Source organism: Arthrobacter sp. SO5 (assembly GCF_020532805.1).
Lineage (GTDB): Bacteria > Actinomycetota > Actinomycetes > Actinomycetales > Micrococcaceae > Arthrobacter.
Window position 1 is genome coordinate 1 of the sequence record NZ_MQTQ01000020.1, and the last position, 23,366, is coordinate 23,366.

Here is a 23,366-nt window from a genome sequence, read left to right on the forward strand (position 1 = left end):
ACCCTGCCCTGCTTCCGCCAGCCGCTTCCGCACACCCAGAAAGTCAGGTCGCCATGATCCGTTTCGAGAACATCGAGGTCACGTTCGGTGATTTCACCGCCATCCCGGGCCTGCACCTCGAGGTGAAACCGGGCGAATTCTTCACGCTGCTTGGACCCTCGGGCTGCGGCAAGACGACGGCGCTGCGGACCCTGGCCGGGTTCATTGAACCGTCCGCCGGCGACGTGTACGTCGACGGCAAGGCGGTCACCATGCTTCCGAGCGACAAGCGCCAGGTCGGCATGGTCTTCCAGAACTATGCCTTGTTCCCCAGCATGAGCGTGTGGGAGAACATCGCTTTCGGGCTGCGCGTCCGCAAGGAGAAGCCGGCGGAAAGCGAGCGGCTGGTCCGCGACATCGCCCGGCGCGTTGACCTATCCGAGGACCAGTTGCGCAAGAATGTGTCGGAGCTGTCCGGCGGGCAGCAGCAGCGCGTCGCCGTCGCCCGTGCGTTGGTGCTGCAGCCCAAGATCCTGCTCCTCGACGAACCGCTCTCCAATTTGGATGCCAAGCTCCGCCACCAGTTGCGGCAGCAGCTCAAGGACCTGCAGAGCGAATTCGGCATCACCACGGTCTACGTCACGCATGACCAGGACGAGGCCCTGGCGATGAGTGACCGGGTTGCGGTCTTCAACAAGGGCGTGGTGGAACAGGTCGGGACTCCGCAAAGCATTTACGACGAATCAGCCACCGAGTTCGTCTGCAATTTCATCGGCGACAGCTCGCGCCTCACGGCCGAGTTGGTCGCGGAACTGAACCGGCGGTCGGGGCACACCCTGAATCCCGCGGCGAACTCCTATTTGCGGGTGGAAAAGGCGTCCCTGGAACCGGGCGGCGGAACCGGCCAGGCAGTGCCCGTGGAAGGAACCGTGGTCTCGAAGACGTATCACGGGCTGCACAGCCGGTACGTCCTCCGCTGCCACGGCTCCGATATCCGGCTGCTGGTCAAGGAAGACGGCGGGGCCCATCCCGGCACGGGCAGCCAGGCAACGGTCTACGTGCAGCCGTCGCACGTCCTGCAATACCACCCGGAAACCGGGGCCAGCCTCGGGAGCCGGCTGCAGGAAGAGGCCCGGCTGTGAGCACTGCGGGCAGCGCGAACGGCAGCAGCACCCGGAGCATGCTCCGCTCCCCCGCCGTCCTGATCGTCGGCGTCGCACTGACGTGGTTCATCGCGGCTTTCCTGGTCTGGCCCAATGCCAACGTCCTGATCCAGACTTTCTTCCCGGACGGCAGCTTCTCCGGGCGCGCGGCCGAGAAACTCTTCTCCTCCCAGCGGGCCATGAAATCACTGGGCAACAGCTTCCTGCTGGCTGTTGCTTTGTCCATCACGGTCAATCTGGTGGGTATCTTCATCGTGCTGGTCACCCAGTACTTCAAGATCCGCGGCTCAAGGATCCTGTTCCTCGGGTACGCCACCACGTTCATCTACGGCGGCATTGTGCTGGCGGCCGGCTACAAGTTCATCTACGGCGACAAAGGCATCGTCACCGGCTTCCTGCTCGGGCTGTTTCCGGGCATGGACCCCGGCTGGTTTTCCGGCTTCTTCGCCGTCCTGGCCGTGATGACGTTCGCCACCACAACGAACCACATGCTGTTCGTCAGCAACGCGCTGAAGGGCGTGGACTACCAGACCATTGAAGCGGCCAGGAACATGGGCGCCTCGACGTGGACCATCCTGCGGCGGATCGTCCTGCCCATGCTCAAGCCGACCCTGTTTGCCGTGACGGTGCTGTCCTTCCTGACCGGCCTGGGCGCGCTGTCCGCGCCTCAGGTCCTCGGCGGCCGGGACTTCCAGACCATCACGCCGATGATTCTCACCTTCACCAACAGCCCGACGTCGCGGGACCTCGCCGCGCTGCTCGCCGTGATCCTCGGCGTGGCGACGATGCTGATGCTGGCGGTCATGACGCGGCTGGAAAAGGGCGGCACCTACTTCTCGGTGTCGAAAGTCTCCTCCGGGCTGCAGAAGCAGCAGATCCGTAACCCCGTGGCCAATGCGGCCGTCCACGCCGTCGCCTACCTGCTGTTCGCCGTCTACACGCTGCCCGTGGTGCTGATCGTGCTGTACTCCTTCGCCGACGGCGCCGCGATCCAGACCGGGCAGCTGTCCCCGGGCAGCCTCACCCTGGACAACTACCTCCGGGTGCTCACCCAGCCATCGGGCCTGCGGCCCTTCATCATCAGCATCGTCTACAGCGCACTGGCCGCCGTGATCGCCGTCGGCGGGCTGCTGTTCGTGGCCCGGCTCCTGCAGAAGTACCGCAACTGGGTCACCGGCGTCTTCGAGTACCTGCTCCACATTCCTTGGATCCTTCCCTCGGCCCTGCTCGCCCTGGGCCTGATCCTCAGCTACGACCATCCGAATCCACTGGTCGGCGGCGCCGTCCTGACCGGTACCACCGTGATCCTGCTCATCGCGTTCGTGACCGTCAAGATCCCGTTCACCTTGCGCATGCTGAAAGCGTCGTTCGCCTCGGTGAACTCCTCGCTTGAGGAAGCTGCCAACATCATGGGCGCCAAGACGCTGTACGTTTTCCGCCGGATCCTGCTGCCGATCGTGCTGCCGGCAGCGGCGGCCATCACTGCGCTCAACTTCAACAGCATGCTGGACGATTACGACACCGCGATTTTCCTGGCCCACCCGCTGCTCCAGCCGCTGGGGCTCGTCATCAAGGCGAACACGGACGGTGCTGAGGGCGTCGACGGGGTCTCAAACACTTTCGTCTACACGGTGCTCCTCATGGTCATCACCGGCGTGACCATGTATCTGGTGTACGGCAGATCGGGGCGGAAGCCCGCCGCGACGGCGAAAGCCGGGGCCGGCGGCAAGGAAGGCCCGACGCCGGTCCCGGCGGAAGCCGCGCGCAACGATGCCGCGCTTGTGCCCTGACCCGGAGCGCGCGTGGATCCGGACCCTATCCAGGGCGACCGGTCACGTCCAGAAATCATCTGCCTTGGCCGTGTCCTCGAAGAACTCCCGCCCCTCTGCGATCTTTCCGTCGCGGACCACAAACGCGACGACGGTAGCCAGGTCCATGGTTTTGCCGTTGCCTTCTGCGTGGGTTTGCTGGATAGCCACGGTGTGATTTTCCCCGCCAACGATGTCCTGCACGTTGGCCTGGAAGGAACCCTGGGTGCGCGCTCCCAGTTCACCGAAGTAAGCCAGGATGGCGTCCCGGCCCTGTTTCGTCCCCGATAGCACGCCGCTTCCGGCAACGTGCCAGACCGCGTCCTCCGCGAATATCTCGCTGAGTGTCGCCATGTCCCCTGAATTGAAGGCCCCATACCCCCGCCGGACCAGTTCAGCATTTTCTGCGGTTCCCATGATCGGACACCTCTCCGTCATCCTTGTCGGGTCAATCCCGGACGGCTTAAGGCTATTCCTGGCAAGGGTGGCTGTCGATGGGAATTCCATGGGGCCGTGGTAGCGTCTAGCGGTTGAATCCCGCACCTGGGACACCACACCGCAGATGCACGGCAAGGACACACGGAGGACCCCCATGCTCAAAGGATTCAAAGATTTCATCCTGCGCGGCAACGTGATCGAACTGTCCATCGCAGTAGTCGTCGGCACCGCCTTCACGGCCCTCGTCGGCGCATTCACTTCGAATATCGTGAACCCGATCATCGCGGCCGCCGGCGGCGTCGAGACCGAGGGTCTGGGCTTTTACATCTGGCCCGGCAACGAGAAAACGTTCGTCAATGTCGGCGCGGTGATCACGGCCTTCGTCTCTCTCCTCATCACGGCCGCCGTCGTGTACTTCATCTTTGTGGCACCGATGAACCGGATCAACCGGCTGGTCAAAAAGCGCCTGGCTACCGCCGAGCCCGAAGCGAAGCCGATCCCGGCCGACACCGCCCTGCTGGCCGAGATCCGCGACCTCCTGGCCCGCCTCGCCGGCCCGGAGGCCGCGGGCGAAGGCCCCGAAGCAGACGTCGGGCGCCACGCGGCGGCCGGCGAGCCGTCGACAGAGCCCGTCCGGGAACCCGTGCGCTAGGGGGCCTCCACCCGCCGGCACGGCGGCTTCGCGCGGGGCGATCGGCCTGCCAGTTTTCATCCCCACCGCGCGGCACGGGCCCGAACCGCTAAAAGCACGCCTGACTCTGGCGCTTGCCGAGCCGCGGCGGGCGGGACCCGCGGCCCCGCCCGGATCTATTTCCGTCGGGACCGGCTCAGGTCAGGGACCGTAAGCAGACTCCGATCGGCATCCGGTTCGACGCCGGGATCCACCGGCGAGTCGGGCTGGCCGGGCAGCGACACCCGGCCTTTCCTCAGGCCAAGGCGCGAACGTGAGAGGCCCGTTCCCTGGGCCCCGACGGTGTCGGCGTGCTTCGCCACTTTCTCAACCACGGGCCGTCGACCCCTGGCCAGCTCCAGGGATCGGGCGATGGATACCGCCCCGAAGACCGACAACGCCCCGCCGACCGCCACGATGATCAACGTCCGCAGCCGGCTCGAGAACATCTCCTTGGCTTGGCCAGGACCATCCACCGCAAGGGCGGTGAACAGGTAGCTTTCATCAGCACCGTTGATCGTCTGCACATCATGCAGGGTGGCTGTGAGCCGCTTGCCGAGCGCCATCGCAGTGTCGACAGCTTGAGCAGGCGTCGCCCCCGAGGCCGACAGTTGCAGGAGCATTCCGGATCCAGACGTGTTGGACTGAGCAACGGTGTACTCCGTCCCCAGGCCCTGTCGCCTTAGCTGCTCCGCTGTTTCCTGAGAACCTAGCTTTGTCACCAGGACCTGGGACAACACGGCTCGGTCGCCACTCCTGAGGTACGGGTTGTCGCCGTTGACGGCTGCCAACTCGGGATGAGCCTGCAACTCCAATTCCGTGGGCACTTTGGGAGTTATCAGGGCATAGGTCATATTGGCCTCGTAGCTGCGCTGGGCAAAGAACATGACATACAGGCAAACGATGCCGGTCAGCAGAACCAGGGGCAGCGCCACCCACTTGTGCTGCGAGAGTGTCTTGATGACGGAAATCGGATCCATAGTTTCTCCTACCCCCAGGTAACCGGTTCGGAAGTCGCTCCCGGAGGAGTCGCCCGTCCCTGCTTGAGTTGTTTTTTGACCATCAGCCAGGAGGCTCCTGACAGACCAATAAAGAACGGGCAAAGCAGCGCGAAGACTGGAAATGACATGGAGTCAAAGACGCCCGAGGCCACTGTGGCGATGAGACCGGCCGCTGCCGCCGAGCCAGCAAGCAAGCTGAGCTCATTGCCTTCTGCGTTCCTGGCTGCCGCCAGCGCTGCGAGAGGCGGGACTACTAGGTAGACCACCAAGCCGACCAGCCCAATGACGCCCATTGTCACGGCCGTGAGCAAGTACTGATTGTCGAAAATATCGAGCACGTTCGCCGGCATCCACGTTCCGGGACCTGTACCAAACCAGGGACGGTCAGCAACTAACCTCAATGCCACCGGATAATCATCTGTCCGGAAGGTAATCGACGAATCCGAGCTGCCGGCAGTCGCCGAACTGAACATCGTTGAAATGAGCCCTGGCACAACAAGGAACAGTCCCGCCAAGCCCAGCGGGACCACCATGGCCGCCCATTGCCTTGCAGTCTTCGGCAGAAACGGAATGGTGACCGCCAGCGCGACGACCAGGCTGAGGAGCGCCGACCGTGAGACGGTCAAGGCATTGGCCAGCGCGAAGAGGCCCACGAGCGACCAGTTGAGCCACTTGCGGCCCTGACCGTCGTAGAGGGCCCGCCAAACGGCCAAGGGAAGCAGCATGGCGCTCACGACGCCCAGCTCTATCGGGTGCAGTGTCGTGCCTGCCACCCGCATCAACGAGCCGCGAGCCTGGAAAGGAGTGGCAATGCCGTTCTCCGTGAAGCCCACCATAATCGCCTTGAACCACTCAATGGGATCGGTGTGCGTCGCGAACTGTACGAGCGCGACGACGCAGCAGACCGCGCCGCCAGCCAAGACAAAGCGCACCAGCACCATTGCATCCTTGAGGCTTCGCACCGATTCTGTGGTCACGAATGCGATCCCGGCCGCGGCCACCATCAGCAGCATCCAGCGATCCGCCGCTGCTCGCCCTGCGACGGTACTCGTCCCGCTTAGGCCTGCAAAGAAGTGCCCGTAACTGACACACGACGCCAGCAGCAACGTCAGGACCGCGGCTCGTCCCGGGTGCCCGAAATTGACCGGATCGTGCAGCCCGAGGACTGAGGAAACGACCCAAAGTCCAAAAAGTCCCAGAGCCAGCAGCTGCGGAAGGCTGCCGCTTGCACCGACCGGCTCGAGGACCATGTACGGCGGAAACACCAGGATCGAAAACAGGGTCACTTTGAGCAGCCACGGGGGTTCCGCGAGCAGCTTCTCTCCGGCCTGCCGTGAGTCTGCCTTCATCCTCACGATCTTCCGTCCAATGCCGGGCGCCGGCTGCTTTCGTCCCGTTCCCAGCTGACCGGGTCTCGCGCACCTCGGCGACCGACCAGCGCAAAGCCCAAATAGACAGCTGCGCTGACCGCAGACAGCGGGCCCTCGATGGAGCCAACCACCTCCCGGAGTGTCTTCCCCGCGGTGCTGCGATGGCCGCTGCGGCCATTCTGCTCGGCATTGCCACGGTAGATCCGGTGCAGCACAGCAAGTTGGGCAGCAGGCGTCCGCGGCGGCCGAACCACTACCGGTTCAACGTCAAGGACGGCCTTTTCCGACGCCGCAAAGAGCCGGTCCACAAACAAGTCGTCGGCAGTCACATTGGGAAACTCTCCGAACCGCTGGCGGCCCTCCCACGACAGCCCGTATATCCCGCCAGCCCACAGGCCACTGCGCGCGGAGGGCAGGCGCTGGCGGGTTCGATAGTAGGCCTGGATCAGCGGGTGGGCGCCCTGAAGGTCGAATCTTACGGCCGGCCGTGCCGCCAAGATACTGCCGCCAGACAGGGCTGTCAGGACTTTGGCCGCCGTCGCCGCGCTAATCTGAACGTCGGCATCCAGGTACAGCCTTGGCCATCGGGTTGCCGCGGCTTCACCAGCATTCAGAGCCGCGGTTTTTGATGCCTGCTCCAATTCCACTACGGTCACGCCCCCGAAGCTTCGGGCAATATCCGCCGTGTCATCGCCACAGCCGTTGCAGGCAACTACCACCTGTAGCCTTCCTGCAGCGGCCAGGGGCGCAAGGGGCGCAAGAGTTCGGGCGATTACCCTGGATTCGTTGTGTGCGGGAATGATCACTGCGCCCATGGGAAAGTCCGAAACGTCTATATTCTTCGTTGATCCAGGCAACGACGCCTTCGTCGGCCCCGGCAAGGACGTCCAGAGTTCCTCTATAAGAACGGTCAGCAACACGCCCTTGCGGTCCGACTTCCAGCAACGCAGGACTTCGGAGAGGACAAGTGCTGCACGGAAGACCGCTGCATAGGCTGCCGAACGGTACTTGCGGATATAGCGGATCCTGTTGACCGCCATCAGAGCGTTGAGTTCCGCAGACGCCCCAGACCCGCCCCCGACATGTGTCATGGTGGCAACAGGTTCGTACCAGACTGTTTCGTCAAGCATCCGCAGACGGCGGAAGAAGTCGGTTTCCTCCGAATAGAGGAAGTAGGACTCATCCCATGTCAGCGAATCCATCAACGAACGCTGGACCATGAGTGCTGCACCCGTGGCCCACTGGACCGGGTGCGGGTGGTCATAGCTTTCTGGGCTGAAATCTGTGGTGGCGAGCCACCCGGGCCGGTTGCCCGCACGGCGTCCCAGAAGTGCGTCGCCCAGGGCCCGAGTGATGCTCGGCTCGCGGTGCAGGGTGGGGCTAGTTACTCCGCGCGGGTCGACTAACCGCGGGACCACTGCTCCGGCGTGTGAGCCCCGCAGCCGTCGCAGCATGGTCTTCAGACTGCCGCGCCCAACCGTGAGGTCCGGGTTGAGCACCACAACGGTTGCCGAGTCGCCGGCCCGTTGCAGCGCGGCGTTGATGCCGGCGGAATACCCGAGATTTCCGCCGGTCCCGAACGCGGTGACGTCAGGGTTCTTGTGTCGTACCAGGCCCAGCGTGCCGTCTTCGGAGGAATTGTCCGCCACGATCACTCGAAGCGTCAGGTCCGACGTCTCCGCCCGAAGACTACCAAGAAGCCCATCAATGTCCCGGGAACTGTTATAGGTAACGACGATGACGGCAGCGTCCACGGAGCCGCTGGGGCCGGTAAAGACTCCCGGCGTTTTTGGGGCGGGGGCAGCCAACGGACAGGAAGCCGGCAAAACCGGCGCCACGGTGCTCGAATCAGTTCTTAGCTTCAAATACGCCGGTGGACCGCCAACGAGATACCGCCCGGCAAGCCGCTTTGGTTCCAGGGCCAGCCGGTAACTCCATTCCAATCCGTGCTCACAAACCCAGCGGGGTGCACGCCTCACCCTGCCTGCCAGGAAATCCACGGCGGCGCCGAAGGCAAGCAGCACTGCGGCCCCCGTGAGTCCGGCGTAGCGGTCTATCCAGAGCTCCTGGCGGGGTTTGCCGAGCCCCACATAGAGTATTTGCGCACCGGAACTGGCAATACTCCGGGCGATCCGTTCCGAGCCCGCTTCGGACGCCAGTTCCTTGCGGTCCGGGGACCACATGCCCACAACATTAAGGCCCGGCCGTTCCCGAAGGACCTTCTCCGCCAGGAGGCGTTGACTGTCGGCCGAGCCGCCGAGGAATCCCACGCGAAGTCCGAGCTCCTCCGCCCGTGTCAGCAGCGGCGAAGCGAGATCGCTGCCGGCCAGGCGAGGCCAGCGGCGTCCCGTGAGCCGTTGCGACTGTGACACCAAGGGCGCCCCGTCCAGCAGGTAGAGCCATTCAACGGCGCTGGCGGGGTCCTCGTGCAGGGTGCCCGCCCAACGTCCACCAGTACCGAAATGGTTCAGGTGATCCAGATTGACTGAGGCCACGGCCAGCGGTCGATCCCCGCCGCACAGCGCCCGGGCGAGGATCAGCCCCAGCGCCGACTCCGGGTCCATCAGATCCACCGGCGTGCCACCCAGGATCACTTTGCTGTTATCGAACCGTTCCATGTCGCACCCCTCAGGACATTTCCGCGGGCTTTAACTGCCCCTTGTTTTCGATGTAGCGGCGTCCTGTGGCAGGGCAAAGCCAGTTGCCGCCGTCGTCCTTCTTCAACGGGAGGCCTGCCTCCCCTACCCAACCCCGCTGCCTGGCCGGCACTCCGACGACCATCGCGTAAGGCGGCACATCCTTCGTGACGACGGCGCCCGCCGCCACTGTGGCCCATTCGCCGATTCTTATGGGGGCGATGCAGACGGCACGCGCCCCGATGGACGCGCCCTTGCCGACGATGACACCGACGGCTTCCCAGTCGTCCGCGCCCTTGGGGGTGCCGTCGGGGGTCACCGCACGCGGATGCAGGTCATTGGTGAGCACGGCGGCCGGCCCCACAAAGACCCCGTCGGCCAGGCGGGCCGGCTCGTAGATCAGTGCGTAGTTCTGGAACTTGCAGTTGTCACCGACGTGGACGCCAGGTCCTATATACACTCCGCGGCCAATGTTGCAGTTCCTTCCGACGGCTGCACCCTCCCGGACCTGGGCCAGCTGCCATATCCGGGTTCCGTCCCCGATACTCGCAGTTGCTTCTACGTCAGCTGTTTTGGCGATAGTTATCATGACACTCCTCATTAATGTGCTCCCGGAGCCGGAGGCCCAACACGAGGAGCTGGACGGCTTCAAACGCTGCGGCGACGGGCAGGCCCACCGGGGCGGCCAGCCACCAGTGGCGGTCCGGAAGGAGCGGGGCAGCTAGTAGGCCGAGAGGGACAAAAAGCACGATGTTGGCGGCCGCCTCGACATTTGCGTAATCGATGCCGGATGTCATGGCGTTGCCGTGCAACATTGGCAGTACGTCACCGATGAAGCCGGCCACCGGCCGATCCACTGGTGTTGGCCAGAATCCGGTAAACGCCAGCGTCACCAGGTAGACGACCAGCAGCACCAGAACGCCGTGGCGCGCGTTCGGGTACGGCTCAGCAACGGCGCTCATCGCCTGGTCTCCGCCCGGAGTGACCGCAGCACGTGTTCTGTCGTCGCTTCGTTGGTGACGGAATTTGACTGAATGTGGACGGCTATGTCGGATGAGCCGAATCCCGAAATGAACTCCGCCACGCGGTTGCCCGCCAGAGGGGAAGTGTCCCAGTAACTGTGGCACAGGGTGGTCGGCGCCGTGAAGGAGCGCTGGCGCTGGCTGCCAAAATGTCGAACATATGTTCCGTAGAGGATGAATTCGCTGAAGTGAAGTTGTGCCCCGACCGCCGTGGCCCATGGTTTTCCGGTCACATTTTCGATCCGGTCAAGGCAGTCGGTTAGTAGCTGCGGATCCCAGCTGACAATGCCAGCCACATAGTCCGGGTGGGCACCTGCTTCGGGAACTGCCAGCCCCAGCAGCCGATGAGCAGTCCTGGTCCACAGAACATGACGGTCCATTCCCGCCGTGATCGCTTCCGGCTTCTCGTAAATGCGCACCGCACCATCCCTGAAGAACAGTTCCGGTGTCACGCGCCGCAGCAACGCCACATCCGAGTCGATGATCAGAACGGCGTCCACACCCAGCTTCGTACTGGCGCACAGTTTAAGCAGTTGCTGGAGAACCCACCCTCGGACCGGCGGCCACGGCCGGCGCACATTGATGGCGCTGAACCGTATGCTGGCGGGTAGAACCGGGATGCTCTTGACGATAGCGGCGAGGCTATCTGTCAAGATAAATCCGGCAGGAATGAACTCTTGCTCCTCCCAAATGCGCATCCTGGACGATGTAAGGCCCCGGAACAAAGCCAGGTCGCGGCGGGGAACAATCACATGATGGATCACGGATTCATCCGCGAACTCGAGCACGGACTCATGCAGCCGGACCAGCCGTTCGTAATCCGGACGGAAGGACGGTGTCAGGATTGCCATGGCTGTCATAGCTTCGCCTCATTGTGTTGGTTCCGGATGCCAAGCCGCTGGGCCCAACCGAGAATGGGAGAAGATAAACAGCACCTCTCTGCCGCCAAGCCCCTCAGATTCATCATCCGACGCCTCCAGTTATGATCCGCGCGACTTCAGCCTGCGAGTCGGCCCAACTCGGCCCAGTATGAGCGGCGGCGCGTGCTGAGCGGACATCCCGGGCGGCATCAGTGACTACCTCGCCGAGCGCCGCCGCGAGCGAAGAAGGTGTTGGCGCCGCCCAGACGGCTTCCGGATTCCTGAGGACTTGACGCGAGAATTCGTGATCGTTGAGTACCGCAATATTTCCCGCGGCCAACAGTTCTGCCGCAACGAGAGTGATGTTGGTGAACGACAAGGCCAAACCCGCAGCGGTCCGGTTGTAGAGGTCATTAAGCTCAGCGCAGCTCAAGGTTCCATGCTGCGTCAGTGGAATACCCCATCCCCGAGCCCTTGACCCGTAAATGTGGATCTCCTGCTCCGGGTGCCGCCTGTGGAACTCCTGAAGTGTCATCCGTCCGAGTTCGTAGCCGCGCCGGTCGGCTCCTGGTCGGGCAAAGAAGACTACTCCGGAACGCTCGCCGGAATTCATCCGGTGGTAGCCGGAAACGTCGCTCCCGAACGGGATCGTCCGCGCACCGACTCCCGCTTCGCGCCGAAGTGTGCCGGCGACCATTGGGCCGAGGGCCAGATGGGTGAACCCAAAGCGGTACGTGTCTTCGGCCAGTGCATAGAGTGATCCACGCGGATAGAAATACGGTTCGTAGTCCTGAACGAAGTAGTACGCACCAAGACAGGTGCCGTTCACTGCACGTGTAGCTAAAACGTGCGCCGTGGCCCAGGAACTAGCAACGCAGGCGTCGAAGCCGCCGAGGCTGACCGGTACGGCAGCAATATCTGCCCTCAGCTCCGGCCAACTACTCCTGATGACGGTTCTGTGTCGCTTTAGGTCCCCGCCATGCCGGTCATAGAGCAGGATGGTGCACTGATGGCCGCGATCTTCCATTCCGCGAACCATCCGGAAGAGCGTCGTGTGGCCACCCGATCCGGGACCCGGCGGCGTGCACAGCCACGCCAGCTTCAACTTCCTGCCGTTGCTGCTTGCTAGAGGCGGCCGCAAGTCAAGCCGCCCCGAATCGGCAATGTCGTCGGGGAGCAGGGGAAAATCGAGGTCCGCTGTGAAAAATCTGGCGTCCAATGTCCCGCTAATGCGCCTGACGACTCTCCGGCCAGCCTCTCGTACGCCCATTCTCCGGACGCGCTCCACAACGGCAGCGGAATCGGACAGCCGTTTCACAGCGTCAGCCGACCTGCTAGACGGCATGGCGTGCCCCATCGTCCGGAACCAGGGAAGTTTTCTGCTCTAGACCGGACAACGCGTCCAGGATTCTGCCGGCAACGTTGTGCCACGAGGAGTTTTCCGCCGCCGCGGCAGCTGCAGCCCCCATAGTCCGAGCCTGCACCGGATCCGCGAGGTGCAACATCGCCTGGACAATGCTGCCGACGTCGGCAGGATCTACCGTCAGCGCCCCCGGCCCCAGAAGTTCGGCGGCTCCTCCGTGCGGAGTGGCAATCACAGGCAAGCCGGCGGACGCCGCCTCCAGGTACGAAATCGGTGACGGGTCGAACTTGCTTGGCAGGACGAAGCACGTCGCGGCCGCGTAGAGGCTATCCAAGGATAGTTGGGCTGCGGAGTCGTCCATGGGAAGGAAGCCATGGCCGTAGACGCCGGGCGCGTCAATCGCGGGATGATCTCCGACGACGTGAAAGGTTGCCTCCGGGACGAGCTTGCGCACTCGGGAAAACGCCTCCATTGCGTGTGCGCCGTTTTTGCGCTGCCAGTCAACACCCACAAAGAGATAAGTCGGTTTTGACCAGTCCCGATTGGTCGGCGCGGCAGCGCGAGGCCGGTGGCCCATGCCGACGACGCGGATCCGTTCCTGCGGTATCGCATAGTCCGCGGCAAAGGATCGCGCCGCCCAGTGGGTACTGACACAGCACAGACTCGACGCCCGGCTGGAAACCGCCTGCCTCCGGATCCATCTGCGCACATGATCAGGCGGAAATCCTCCGTTCCTGATGTCGGAATCAGGATGATTCCACATCTGCTCCAGGGTCCCGTCGTCGTAGCTGAGGCACGGTACCTTTGTCCGAATTACAGCTGCCAAGGCGTACATTTCCGTCCCCATCGCCACGACAGCGTCCAGCGGGAGTGCCTGGTCGAGGCGTCTGGCCAGGACTCGCGTCCGGGCAATCTGCCGAACCAACATCCTGTCCGCCACTGCGCCACGCCGCCCCGTTGCTCTGGAGAGAAGGGCGACGATCTCGTGAGCGCCCTTCGGGATATCTGCCGCAAGGGGGACCACCGTGACTCCATGGCTGACCAGCCCCTGGTACAGCCCATAGGGTGTGCCGGACCAGTTTCGACGATCTAGTGGGTTCCGAACTGGATAGAGCAGGCCGATTCTCATGACGTCTTCTCCATTTCTTGATTGCAGAACGCGGACGCAGCCGACCGGTCCGTTGTTCTGCGATTTCGGATCAAAGATGCCGCTAGGCCCCGGATGCGCAAGTGAAGGCGGCGGAGCTCCAGGGGCATGTCCCTGCTCCAAGCCTTGAATCCGTAGCCGCTAATGGCGAGGTCGTACGTGTCGACCAGACGCTTTGCCATCGCTGGCAACCCGAAATTCAGCTGGGCAAACTCCCGACCATAACGCCCCAATAGTGATCGCTTTTCCGAGTCCGCAAGAATGGGGAGCAGTATCCGCCTTAGGTCGCCGACCGGATCCGGCGTGGAATCCGGACTCCAGAAGCTGTTGCGGAACAGTTCTGCCGAGCTGTCTGGCGTGAACATGCGGAACCACCCGGCCACACCGGCAACGATGAGCGGCTTCCCAAATGACAGGCTCCTTGCAGCAGAGCCGCCCATACCGATGACTACGTCTGCCGCTGCGTACGCGCAACGGGGATCGGACATCGGACCCGCCAGCACGATCCCGTGCCGTCGCCGGCTCGCATTAACCTGGTCGGCCAAGCCGCGGAGCCGAATTTCGGCGTCGCCAGTACCGACGATTATCAGATCCACCTTTGTATTCGCAAGGCCACCTACAGCGCGGATTGCATGGCTCACTGCTGTGGCTTTCATCTCTTCGTCCAGACGCGTGACCATCACGATCCGCAGGTTCTCGGGATCGAGGCCGAGGCTTTTCACCCATGCGCTCCCGGATACGACGTGGGAATCGTCCCGCCTGGTGTCGACAGGCGGACTGATCAGCCTGACGCCCCCTGGACGCGCCACGAGTTCTTCCTCCAGATACTTCGTTCCGACGATCAGTTCCGTGTTCCGCGGCGTCATGGAATCCACTGCCATTTCGTACACGGTCAGCACCAAAGGCCTTCGCCCCATGAGGCACGGACCCCACCATGCGGGCCGTGATGTCCACGAACCGTAGACGTGCACCAGATCAGCTTGGTGCTCTTTGGCAAGAGCGGCCAGCGAATGGGCGCCAGCGACAGTACTCCGCGGACGGTCAAAGGTTTTCAATTGAACTCCGCGTTCACGGGCGACGTCGAAGAGCGATGGGCCATCGGGGAGAGTGTCAAGAGGCCCAACCAATACGGATTCGTAGCCGTACGCGGCCACCTCGGAGGCGAAGTCCACGGCGTTGATTTGCGTGCCGCCCAAAGCAAGGCTGTTCACTTGGACGAGTATCTTGGGCATGAGCTATGCATCCCTTCTCGTAGGAGCCCCGGCGTCCGCGCGTCCGAGCATGCAGCGAGCGCTTCCCGGGAACCGCTCCCGCCAGGATTCCGGCAGCATGGGAACCAGCATGTGTCGCGTTAGAAACGCGTACACGACGGCACCCGCGACCCCCCCTACGCAGAGCTTGACCAGATCAATTGATAACGGCCAAGTGACCAATGCGGCGATGATTCCGGCCGCAATTGATGCGATTGCGGGCCTGCCCATGGCCAACAGGATGAACCCGATGCGCGCACCGGTGGTCCTGCTGACAGCCCATAGGTAAGCGGGCAGAGTCACCACACTGATCACTGCTATGTGAGCAATTCCAATCCCCACCAGGCCTGCGAAATGAATCCCCACCGTCAACGCCGGTATCAAGCTGACCAGGGCGACGAACTGCACCGAGAAGAGGACCCAGGTGCGCCCTGTCGAAATGATGACGTTGGCAAAGAGCAAACCCAGGACGAACACGACTCCGTAGAACGAAAGCACCCGCAGTACAGGCCCGGCATCCACCCATTGACTGCCGTAGATCGCCGTGACCAGCGGAGTCGCAAAAGTACAAGTGAACGCCGCGATCGGACATGCTATGAAGGCGACCGTGCGGACTGCGCTGCTGAGCGCCGTCCGCATATCGCCGCCGTCGCGCTGGACGCTGGAAAAGGCAGGCAGGACGATCCCGTTGAGAATGCTGCCGATTACGGCCGTCGACCACATACACACATTGAAGGCAAGCATGTACAGGCCGACGTCCGCGGTGGACATGAGCCTGCCCACGAAGACGTAGTCCACATTCAGTAGGGCCTGACTCAGAAGGTTCGCCAGCGCCAATGGCACTCCGAATCCGATGAGAGGCCCCAGATACGCCTTGTTAAGTCCGAATGAGTATCGTTTCGGCACACTGAGCAACATAAGAGATCCGGCAACCAGTTGGCCCACGACCCGCGACCAGGCAAAGGCAGCCGCACCGTCACCTCCTAGTGCTATGAGAATGAGCACCGCGCTGGCCGGAAAGAACGACACCATGTTTGCCCGGAAGACCAGATCCTGCCTGAATGAGCTCTGCAACTGGGCGCCGGGAACGGCGAAGGGCCCGATCAGCGCCACGCTTAAAGCCAGGATGCGGATTGGTTGCTCCGCGGCCGGTGATCCCAGGACGCCCGCGATGTCCCCGGCGAAGAGGGCCATGAGGCCCGCAAGGAAAAGACTCGTAATCACAGAAATGCTGACCACGGTGGGTGCTATTGCGTCCACATCCAGGTCCGTTCGCGCGATCGCAGACGCGACGCCTAGTTCAGCCACGCTAAGGAGTACAGCCTGCACCGTTACCGCCAGCGCGAAGACTCCGAGCTCGTCCGGGGCAACAATCCTGGCCACGACGGCCATCAGGGCGATGTTGCTCAGGCGAAGCAGCAGCGTGCTGGCACCAGTCCACAGCGAGCCCTTTTTTACGTCACTTGCAAGTGCCGCAGCAAGTTGCCGGGAGTTTGCTGTTGGCTCATCCGTTGACTCGGCAGCCCTGCGCAGGGACGGCAGCCCGTCTTGATCCAACGACATCACCGCTCCGCTGGGCTTCGCAGGGACAGCCTCAACCGTTCAGCAACGTACTCCTGCTGCGCCTCGCTAATGTGCGGGAAAATCGGCAGAGACAAGATCTCGCCGGCGGCCTGCTCGGCCACCGGGAAGGACCCGGACTCAAAGCCCAAGTGGGTGTAGGCCGGGCTGAGGTGCACCGGAACCGGGTAGTGGATGCCTGCGCCGATACCGGCCTGGTTCAATGCTGACAGCACGCGGTCCCGTTCTGCGACCCGGATGACGTACAAGTGCCACACGTCGATGTTTCCCGGGGCCGTGCGGGGAAGCACGACGCCCGGCAGGTCTGCCAATAGTTCCTGGTAGCGGGCCGCGGCCCTCCGCCGTCGTTCGTTCCACCCGGCCAGCCGGCGCAGCTTGGCGTTGAGCACCACAGCCTGGATGGTGTCGAGGCGTGAGTTCATGCCGACCGCGTCGTGCTGATACTTCCGTTCACTGCCGTGGGCACCAAGCATCCGCACCCGGGCTGCGACGTCCTCATCACCCGTCACGACGGCTCCGGCATCCCCGGCGGCCCCGAGGTTCTTGCCTGGATAGAAGCTCGTGCCGGCCGCCAGTCCCAGCGCGCCGGCGAAGCGGCCAAAGCGGGTAGCACCTTGGGACTGCGCGGCGTCTTCCACTATCACGGCACCGCAGGCGGCCGCGATCGGAGCGAGGCGCTCAACAAAAGCCGTTTGGCCGAACAAGTGAACGGGGATGATGGCCTGGGTCCGTGGGCTCACGGCCTCCGCGACCCGATCCGGATCGATCAGCAGGTGCTCCGAGTCGACGTCGACGAGCACCGGCAGCGCACCGATCCTGCTCACGGCCTCGGCGGTTGCAATGAACGTGTTCGCGGGGAGGATGACTTCACCCCCGGACTTCACCCCGGCGGCGCGGAGTGCCAGTTCCAGGGCGTCCGTGCCGTTGGCGACTCCGATGCAGTGCCGGGCACCGAGGAACCGGGAATATGCCTGCTCAAATTCGGTGACGGCGGCGCCTCCGATGAAGGAGGTCTGCGCGAAGACTTCTTTGAGGCCGATTTCCACTTCGTGGGCTACTTCCTCGTGCTGCGCACCAAGGTCAACGAGCGGGACGGAAACGGGGCTGTGCAGGACGCCGGTCATCTCAGGCCACCCCCGCCGAGCCGGCTGCCGAGAACTGGATCGCGCGCGCCGGGACGCCCACCCAGGTTTCATCCTCCGGCACGTTGCCCAGCACGGCGGCGCCCATGCCGACGACGGCGCCGGCCCCCACCGACGTGCCTTCCCGCACGCAGGAGTTCATGCCCAGGTACGCAGCACGCCCGATTCTGACGCAGCCGCCCAGCGAGACGCCGGCGGCGAGGGTCGCGAAATCCTCCACGACGTCGTCGTGCGTGAGCGTCACGCCGGGCATCACCACCACATGGCTGCCGAGCCTCACCCCTGCCGTCAGGGTGACGTTGCCCAGGATGATGCTCCCAGGGCCGATGTCATAGCTGTCCGGCACCCGCACCGAGGAGTCGACGACGGCTGCGTAGCGGTGGTTGGGGAATCCCAGCGCGGCGAGTCTCGCCACGACCCGGGCCCTGCCGTGCCCTGCCCCGACGCAGACGATCGCCTGCGCGCCCGGGTAGCGGAGCGCGTGGCTGGCCGGCCCGAGGACACGTGCGCCGTCCACGGTTGATCCGACCTTGACCTCGTCGTCGTCGAGGATCCCCACCACGTCGAACTGGCCGCTGTCACGCACGGAGGCCAGCACTTCGCGGGCCAGGCCGCTGGCCGCAATCAGCAGGAGCTCACTCATGGTCCCGCCCCGCTGCCAGCAGCAGTGAGCTGATCACCCGTGCTTGTTCCTCCGGCGTCAACTGGTGGTAGACCGGCAGGATCACGGTGTTGTCCGTGAGCCGCTCGGTGACGGACAGGTCTGCTTTTCCGGTATCCCTTCCGGCGTAGGCGGGTTGCCGGTGCGCGGCCATGATGCCGCGCCGGGCCGAGATGCCGTCCCGCGCCAGGTGGGCCAGCAGCGCCTCCCGCCCGAGGCCGAAGCCCGGCAGCACTTCGAACCAGAACGACTGGAAATTGCTGGTGCCATGGCCGGGGTCCTGGCTCAAGCGCAGCCCCTCCACGCCACCGAGCGACTCCCGGTAGCCCGCCACGATGGCTCGACGCCTGGCGACTGCCTCGCCCAGCCGGCCGAGCTGCACGAGCCCCACCGCGGCCTGCAGATCGGTCATCCGGAAGTTGAAGCCGACCTCCAGGTATTCCTCGGCTGGCGCGAGGACGGAGGCATGGCGGTCGTTCGCGGAGACGCTCATGCCATGTTCACGCAGCCGCCGTGCCCGGTCCGCCCAGTCCGCGTTGCGGGTGGTCAACATGCCGCCCTCGCCGGTGGTAAGGATCTTGCGCGGATGGAAGGACCAGGCGGCGAGCTCGGCACCGGCCCCCACGGGCCGCCCCCGGTACGTGGAGCCGGCCGCGCAGGCCGCGTCCTCGATCACGGTGATGCCCAGCGGGTCGCACAGGCTCCGGATCGGTTCCAGATCCACGGGCATCCCGCCCTGGTCGACAACGATGACTGCGCGCGTGGCGGGCGTCAGTGCCAGCGCCAGTGTCCGGCCGGAGACGTTCCCGGTCTCCGCCTCCACGTCCGCGAAGACCGGCCGGGCGCCCACGTACGTGACGGCGTTGGCGGTGGCGATGAAGGAGAAGGACGGAACGACGACGTCGTCGTGCGGTCCGATGCCGGCGACCTTGAGGGCCAGGTGCAAGGCCGTGGTGCAGTTGGAGACCGCGACGGCATGGCTGGTCTGCTGCATGCCGGCGAAGGCCTCCTCGAAGCGCGCGACGCGGGGTCCCTGCGCCACCCAGCCGGAGGCGATTACCTCCGCCACGGCCTCGGCCTCCTCGGCCCCAAGCCACGGTTTCATGACGTTGATCCGGCTCAGCACGTGATCCTGGCTGATGGTCATCGGACTCCTCCCACCCGGGTGGCGGAAATTTCGCGGCGCAGCGGCCGCCACCAGTCGACGAGCTCGCGGAGGCCCTCCTCGAGCCCGGTTTCTGCGCTGAAACCCAGATCGTGCCAGGCTGCCGAGGTATCCGCCTGCCGGCGGACCACCCCGTTGACGGCACGGTCCGGGCCGTGCTCCACCTGCAGGTCGGAGCCCATCGCCCGCAACAACGCCTCGGCAAGTTCCAGCAGGCTGGTCTCGCGCCCGCTGGCCACGTTGTAAACGCCTTCGCGGGCTTCGCTCCCGGCTGCCAGCACGTTGGCGCGGGCAACGTCCCTGGTGTGGACGAAGTCCATGCTCTGGCGTCCGTCGCCGAATACCAGCGGCGCCTGGCCGTCCGCGATCCGCTCCATCCAGCGCACCAGCACTTCCGTGTAGAGCCCGTGCACGTCCATCCGCGGTCCGTAGACGTTGAAGTACCGCAGCAGCACGTAGTTGAGCCCGCTCATGGCCCGGAAACTCCGCACCATGCCTTCGTTGAAAGACTTCGCGGCCCCGTAGAAGGTGTCGTTGTTGTGATGGTGGTGGCGCTCCGTGGTGGGAAACGACTCCGCCATGCCGTAGACCGAGGCGCTGGAGGCCGCAATCAGTTTGTCCACGTGGTGGGCGGCGGCCGCCTCACACACGTTGAAGGTCCCGTCCACCAGCACCTCCAGGGCCAGCCGGGGTTCCTCCGCGCACTGCGTAATCCGGATGGCCGCCTGATGGAAAACGAGGTCCTTGCCCCGGGTGAGGTCATGAACCAGATCCCGGTCGCGCAGATCCCCCTCGACCAGGTGGACACGGCCGCTGCCCAGCGCCTCAGTCAGGTTGGCCCGGCGGCCGCGGACCAGATTGTCCAGGACGTCGATCCGGCCGGCGCCGGCGGCGATCAGCTGATCAACGAGTGTGGAACCGATGGTTCCGGCGCCGCCTGTTACCAGGACGTGCGCTCCCTGCAAGGTACTCATCGTGTTCCCTCCAGTTGGGCCTCATGTGGGGCCTCGTTGCCCATGACGGCGCTGGCTTTCCCGTCCGCGCCGAGGCTGTCGCTGACGGCCTCCAGAACGGAGAGCACCCGGAGGCCGGCCGCGCCGCTGGTCCGCGCGGGCCGCTGCTGCCAGATGCTGCTGGCGAATTCGGCGACCATCTGTCCGAGGGCCTCGTGTTCGGGCAGCGCGGGCGACCAGGTGTCTCCGAGCCGGTAGGAGATGGCCGAGGCTTTCTTGTCCGCCGCGGACCGGGACTGCTTGTCCAGGCTGACGCCGCGGTCATAAATGCTGAGCCGCTGCTGGGGATTGAGATCATCCCAGACCAGTGTCCGCCGCGAGCCGCCGACCACCAGCTGGCGGATTTTCGTGGGACTCAGCCAGTTCACGTGCACGTGGGCCATGGCTCCGCGGGGAAGCGCGAATGTCAGGTGGCCCACGCAGGCGTGGCCGGTGCCCAGCGGGTCCGCCCCGTGGGCTGCCACCTCACGGGGCCTCAGCCCCTCGGGGAGAATGAAGTCAAGGATGGACAGGTCATGCGGGGCAAGGTCCCAGAAAACGTCGACGTCGGGCTGGACCAGGCCGAGGTTGATCCGCACCGAGTCGATGAACAGGATCTCACCCAGTGAGCCGTCCGCAATCAGTTCCCGGATCTTCAGGACGGCCGGCGTGTAGCAATACGTGTGGTCCGCCATTAGGACCAGTCCCCGCCGCTCGGCTTCCTCGACCATCTCCAGGCCCTTGGACCGGCTGTCCGCCAGGGGCTTCTCCACCAGGACATGTTTGCCGCCCGCCAGGGCTGCCAGGGCGATTCCGTGGTGCGTGTGCGCCGGGGTCGCGATCGCGACGGCGTCGACCTCGACGGTCGCCAGCAGTTCATCGATCGAACCGCACACCGCCAAGTCCCCGTGAGCCGCCGCAAGGGCGGCTGCCCGGTTGCGGTCCGTGTCCACGATGGCGGCAAGTTCCCAGTCGGGAGACGCCCGGAAGTTGCGGGCCAGGTTCGGGCCCCAGTAGCCGGCGCCAATAACGGCGGCCCGCAAGGGAACGGCGGATTCCAGCAGTTCCAGCTCTCGCCGATGCGACTCCCGGACGGCCCTGGTCATCGGAGTCCGCCGGTTTCAGGGCTGGCCGGGCGGCCGCTATTGCCTGAAACGGCGCAAAAAAAGAAGCTTGGCCAACAATTCCAAACTTCTCGTTTGACTGCAGAGCGGTCTGCCATCGCCATCCCCCAAGTTGATCGGTGGAGGCATCAGTTGATGCCATGACCAATCAAAGCCGGGGCCGGGGAAGCCGTCACGAGTGACAGATACTTGCCTTCTCAAACTAAATTCGAGCGGCGTAAACGGGAACTACTCGGTTAGGATCCGTTTAGCCCGTGGCACTCTCAGGTAGTCCCATGATCTGCCCGAGTGGAGGCCGCCCCTCAGCCGGCAGCCATCCGGAGGGCCAGGGCGCCGGGCTCCACCGTCACCTTAAGGTGCTTGGCCTTGCCCAGGTGGTCCCCATCGAGCTGGAACTCCTGCTCCTGGTCCAGGGTGATCTCCGCGGATTTCCCCGTGAAGTACTCCACGGAGGCGTTCCGGCTGTCTTTCCGGCCGAACACTCCCGCGAGGACGTTCAGCCAGCCAAGCTTCCCGGCCGGGGCAAGGATCACGACGTCGAGGATGCCGTCGTCCACTCTGGCGTCAGGGAAGATTTCCACGCCGCCCATGATCTTGCCGCAGTTTCCCACCATCACGCTGCGCATCCGGCGGGTCACCGCGGGCTGCCCGTCGAGGCTGATTTCCGCCTTCACGGGCTTGCCGGGAAGGTGCCGGATGCCGGCCTCCACATAGGCAAGCCAGCCCACCCGGTCCTTCAGCTCGTCCACCGTGTTTGCCATGATCGCGGCGTCGTAACCGAGCCCGGCCATCACCAGGAAGAGCTGTTCGTCCTCCGAGTGGTCAAGAACGGCCTTCACCACATCCACGCTGGACTCAGTGCCGTTGAGCACGCCCCGGCTGGCTGCCAGCGGATCCGTGATGTCGATCCCGAGGTTGCGGGCCAGCAGGTTGCCGGTTCCCAGCGGTACGAGGCCCATCGGCGTGCCGGTGCCCGCGAGGACCTCGGCCACGCATCGGACCGTCCCGTCGCCGCCGGCGGCAATAACGACGTCGACTCCCGCCCCCAGCGCCTGGCGGGCCTGGCCCAGGCCGGTGTCCTCCGCGGTGGTTTCCAGCCAAAGCGGCTCGGCCCAGCCCTCGGTTTCGCACAGCCGGTGGAAGTCGGCCTTGAAGTCTCCGGCCGGGGCCTTCATCGGGTTGATGACGACGGCGGCACGCCGGGCCTGTGGTGTGCTGGCGGGCGCGGTCTGGCTATCAGGCGCAGAAGTGTTCTCTGACATGGCGTCCTTCGGGGCAAGGGGGGCGGGAGGTGTCCCAGACTGAAATCCTAGCCGGACTCACGGCGTAACCTCGGCACCGAAGTTCCGCAGCGAACTTCCGCCCTAAGGCGACAATCATGGACGGCCGGCCGCCGGGGTCACTAAACTGGCCATGCTTATGTACCGGAGCCCGCCGGCTGGCTCCCGATAGCCGGCCGGAAACCTGTTGGGATCGCCCCAGGAGGCGCGCTCCGGGCGCGGGAAGCGGGGGGCACATGACCGAACCACAGGAGAATTACTCAGCCGAGGCTGAGGCGTCCAGCACGGATCCGCATGACTGGGGCCGGGCGATGGCGCTGGCGGTCACCCGGCTTGCGGAGCAGCTCGCGCCGGATGACAGCGAGGATATCCACGCCACCCTGGTTGGCAGGGACCTGCACCTCAAAATCCGGGATGACTCCACCGGAGTCACCATCACCGTGTCGACGGACACCTCTTCGGAGGCGAAAAGCTGACGGCTACCGTCCGCCGGGCAAGTACCCGGAAGGGTGTGGAAGGAGTCCAAACAGGTGTCCGGGCTGGCGGTCTCCGGCATGCCGGCTAGCCGATGGCCGTTTCCGGTGCCCCTCAGGTGCCCCCTCGCCCCGGGCACGTGCGGTACCGGGCCGGCCTAGTTGTACTCAGCCAGCAGGTTGGTTACATCTGCTGATGGGTGGTCGTCCTCCGAGGGCGCTGTGGTTGCGGCGGTGGTTG

21 protein-coding genes are annotated in these 23,366 nt (G+C 64.6%); 4 read left to right on the forward strand and 17 right to left on the reverse strand.

The window, feature by feature from the left end; all coding sequences use genetic code 11:
* The first annotated feature begins 53 nt into the window (after nt 1-53).
* Nucleotides 54-1,121 (forward strand): ABC transporter ATP-binding protein, encoded by a 1,068-nt coding sequence (locus BJG92_RS03395; RefSeq protein ID WP_232082635.1) that lies wholly within the window; start codon nt 54-56, stop codon nt 1,119-1,121.
* 38 nt (nt 1,122-1,159) lie between these two features.
* The gene (locus BJG92_RS03400) at nt 1,160-2,932 is read left to right on the forward strand and encodes an iron ABC transporter permease (RefSeq protein ID WP_232082636.1); all 1,773 of its coding nucleotides are present in this window, start codon (nt 1,160-1,162) and stop codon (nt 2,930-2,932) included.
* Nucleotides 2,933-2,974: 42 nt separating this feature from the next.
* Here the strand turns inward: BJG92_RS03400 and BJG92_RS03405 are convergent, their stop codons facing one another.
* On the reverse strand, nt 2,975-3,367 hold the full coding sequence (locus BJG92_RS03405; protein WP_232082617.1) for a nuclear transport factor 2 family protein: 393 nt from the start codon (nt 3,365-3,367) through the stop codon (nt 2,975-2,977).
* Between the two features lie 175 nt (nt 3,368-3,542).
* On the opposite strand from BJG92_RS03405, the gene mscL reads away from it, so the two are divergent.
* A complete protein-coding gene (gene mscL / locus BJG92_RS03410) occupies nt 3,543-4,040 on the forward strand; it encodes a large conductance mechanosensitive channel protein MscL (protein ID WP_232082618.1) in 498 nt (165 codons plus the stop codon).
* A 155-nt stretch (nt 4,041-4,195) separates the two neighbouring features.
* Here mscL and BJG92_RS03415 read toward each other — a convergent pair whose 3' ends face one another.
* The 16 genes from BJG92_RS03415 to BJG92_RS03490 all read right to left on the reverse strand — a co-directional run bounded on the left by BJG92_RS03415 (nt 4,196) and on the right by BJG92_RS03490 (nt 22,634).
* A complete protein-coding gene (locus tag BJG92_RS03415) occupies nt 4,196-5,038 on the reverse strand; it encodes a chain-length determining protein (RefSeq protein WP_232082619.1) in 843 nt (280 codons plus the stop codon).
* Nucleotides 5,039-5,046: 8 nt separating this feature from the next.
* A complete protein-coding gene (locus BJG92_RS03420; RefSeq protein ID WP_232082620.1) occupies nt 5,047-6,408 on the reverse strand; it encodes an O-antigen ligase in 1,362 nt (453 codons plus the stop codon).
* A gap of 2 nt (nt 6,409-6,410) precedes the next feature.
* Nucleotides 6,411-9,047, reverse strand: coding sequence for a WecB/TagA/CpsF family glycosyltransferase (locus BJG92_RS03425; protein WP_232082621.1), 2,637 nt, complete (start codon nt 9,045-9,047; stop codon nt 6,411-6,413).
* Nucleotides 9,048-9,057: 10 nt separating this feature from the next.
* A complete protein-coding gene (locus tag BJG92_RS03430; RefSeq protein WP_232082622.1) occupies nt 9,058-9,654 on the reverse strand; it encodes an acyltransferase in 597 nt (198 codons plus the stop codon).
* Nucleotides 9,629-10,027 carry a VanZ family protein gene (locus BJG92_RS03435; RefSeq protein WP_232082623.1) on the reverse strand — a complete coding sequence of 133 codons (399 nt, stop codon included), beginning with the start codon at nt 10,025-10,027 and terminating at the stop codon, nt 9,629-9,631. Before BJG92_RS03435 ends, BJG92_RS03430 begins: the two co-directional genes overlap by 26 nt.
* Nucleotides 10,024-10,947: a DUF6492 family protein gene (locus BJG92_RS03440; RefSeq protein WP_308011620.1), complete on the reverse strand. Its 924-nt coding sequence runs from the start codon at nt 10,945-10,947 to the stop codon at nt 10,024-10,026. The genes BJG92_RS03435 and BJG92_RS03440 overlap by 4 nt, the downstream gene beginning before the upstream one ends.
* A 103-nt stretch (nt 10,948-11,050) precedes the next feature.
* A complete protein-coding gene (locus BJG92_RS03445; RefSeq protein ID WP_232082625.1) occupies nt 11,051-11,974 on the reverse strand; it encodes a glycosyltransferase family 1 protein in 924 nt (307 codons plus the stop codon).
* Between the two features lie 307 nt (nt 11,975-12,281).
* Nucleotides 12,282-13,439: a glycosyltransferase family 4 protein gene (locus BJG92_RS03450; protein WP_232082626.1), complete on the reverse strand. Its 1,158-nt coding sequence runs from the start codon at nt 13,437-13,439 to the stop codon at nt 12,282-12,284.
* Nucleotides 13,436-14,668 (reverse strand): glycosyltransferase family 4 protein, encoded by a 1,233-nt coding sequence (locus BJG92_RS03455; RefSeq protein ID WP_232082627.1) that lies wholly within the window; start codon nt 14,666-14,668, stop codon nt 13,436-13,438. The genes BJG92_RS03450 and BJG92_RS03455 overlap by 4 nt, the downstream gene beginning before the upstream one ends.
* Before the next feature lie 24 nt (nt 14,669-14,692).
* Nucleotides 14,693-16,270, reverse strand: coding sequence for an oligosaccharide flippase family protein (locus BJG92_RS03460; protein WP_232082637.1), 1,578 nt, complete (start codon nt 16,268-16,270; stop codon nt 14,693-14,695).
* A complete protein-coding gene (locus BJG92_RS03465) occupies nt 16,270-17,412 on the reverse strand; it encodes a DegT/DnrJ/EryC1/StrS aminotransferase family protein (protein ID WP_232082628.1) in 1,143 nt (380 codons plus the stop codon). The genes BJG92_RS03460 and BJG92_RS03465 overlap by 1 nt, the downstream gene beginning before the upstream one ends.
* A 1-nt stretch (nt 17,413) precedes the next feature.
* The gene (locus BJG92_RS03470; RefSeq protein WP_232082629.1) at nt 17,414-18,073 is read right to left on the reverse strand and encodes a NeuD/PglB/VioB family sugar acetyltransferase; all 660 of its coding nucleotides are present in this window, start codon (nt 18,071-18,073) and stop codon (nt 17,414-17,416) included.
* Nucleotides 18,066-19,238, reverse strand: coding sequence for a DegT/DnrJ/EryC1/StrS aminotransferase family protein (locus tag BJG92_RS03475; protein ID WP_232082630.1), 1,173 nt, complete (start codon nt 19,236-19,238; stop codon nt 18,066-18,068). The genes BJG92_RS03470 and BJG92_RS03475 overlap by 8 nt, the downstream gene beginning before the upstream one ends.
* Complete coding sequence (locus BJG92_RS03480) at nt 19,235-20,230, reverse strand: NAD-dependent epimerase/dehydratase family protein (protein WP_232082631.1); 996 nt, start codon at nt 20,228-20,230, stop codon at nt 19,235-19,237. The genes BJG92_RS03475 and BJG92_RS03480 overlap by 4 nt, the downstream gene beginning before the upstream one ends.
* A complete protein-coding gene (locus BJG92_RS03485) occupies nt 20,227-21,354 on the reverse strand; it encodes a Gfo/Idh/MocA family protein (RefSeq protein ID WP_232082632.1) in 1,128 nt (375 codons plus the stop codon). The genes BJG92_RS03480 and BJG92_RS03485 overlap by 4 nt, the downstream gene beginning before the upstream one ends.
* Nucleotides 21,355-21,674: 320 nt before the next feature.
* Nucleotides 21,675-22,634, reverse strand: coding sequence for a diacylglycerol kinase family protein (locus BJG92_RS03490; protein ID WP_232082633.1), 960 nt, complete (start codon nt 22,632-22,634; stop codon nt 21,675-21,677).
* A gap of 254 nt (nt 22,635-22,888) precedes the next feature.
* Here BJG92_RS03490 and BJG92_RS03495 point away from each other — a divergent pair, with 254 nt between their 5' ends.
* Nucleotides 22,889-23,128, forward strand: a complete 240-nt coding sequence (locus BJG92_RS03495; RefSeq protein WP_232082634.1) for a hypothetical protein — start codon at nt 22,889-22,891, stop codon at nt 23,126-23,128.
* Nucleotides 23,129-23,366 lie beyond the last annotated feature (238 nt).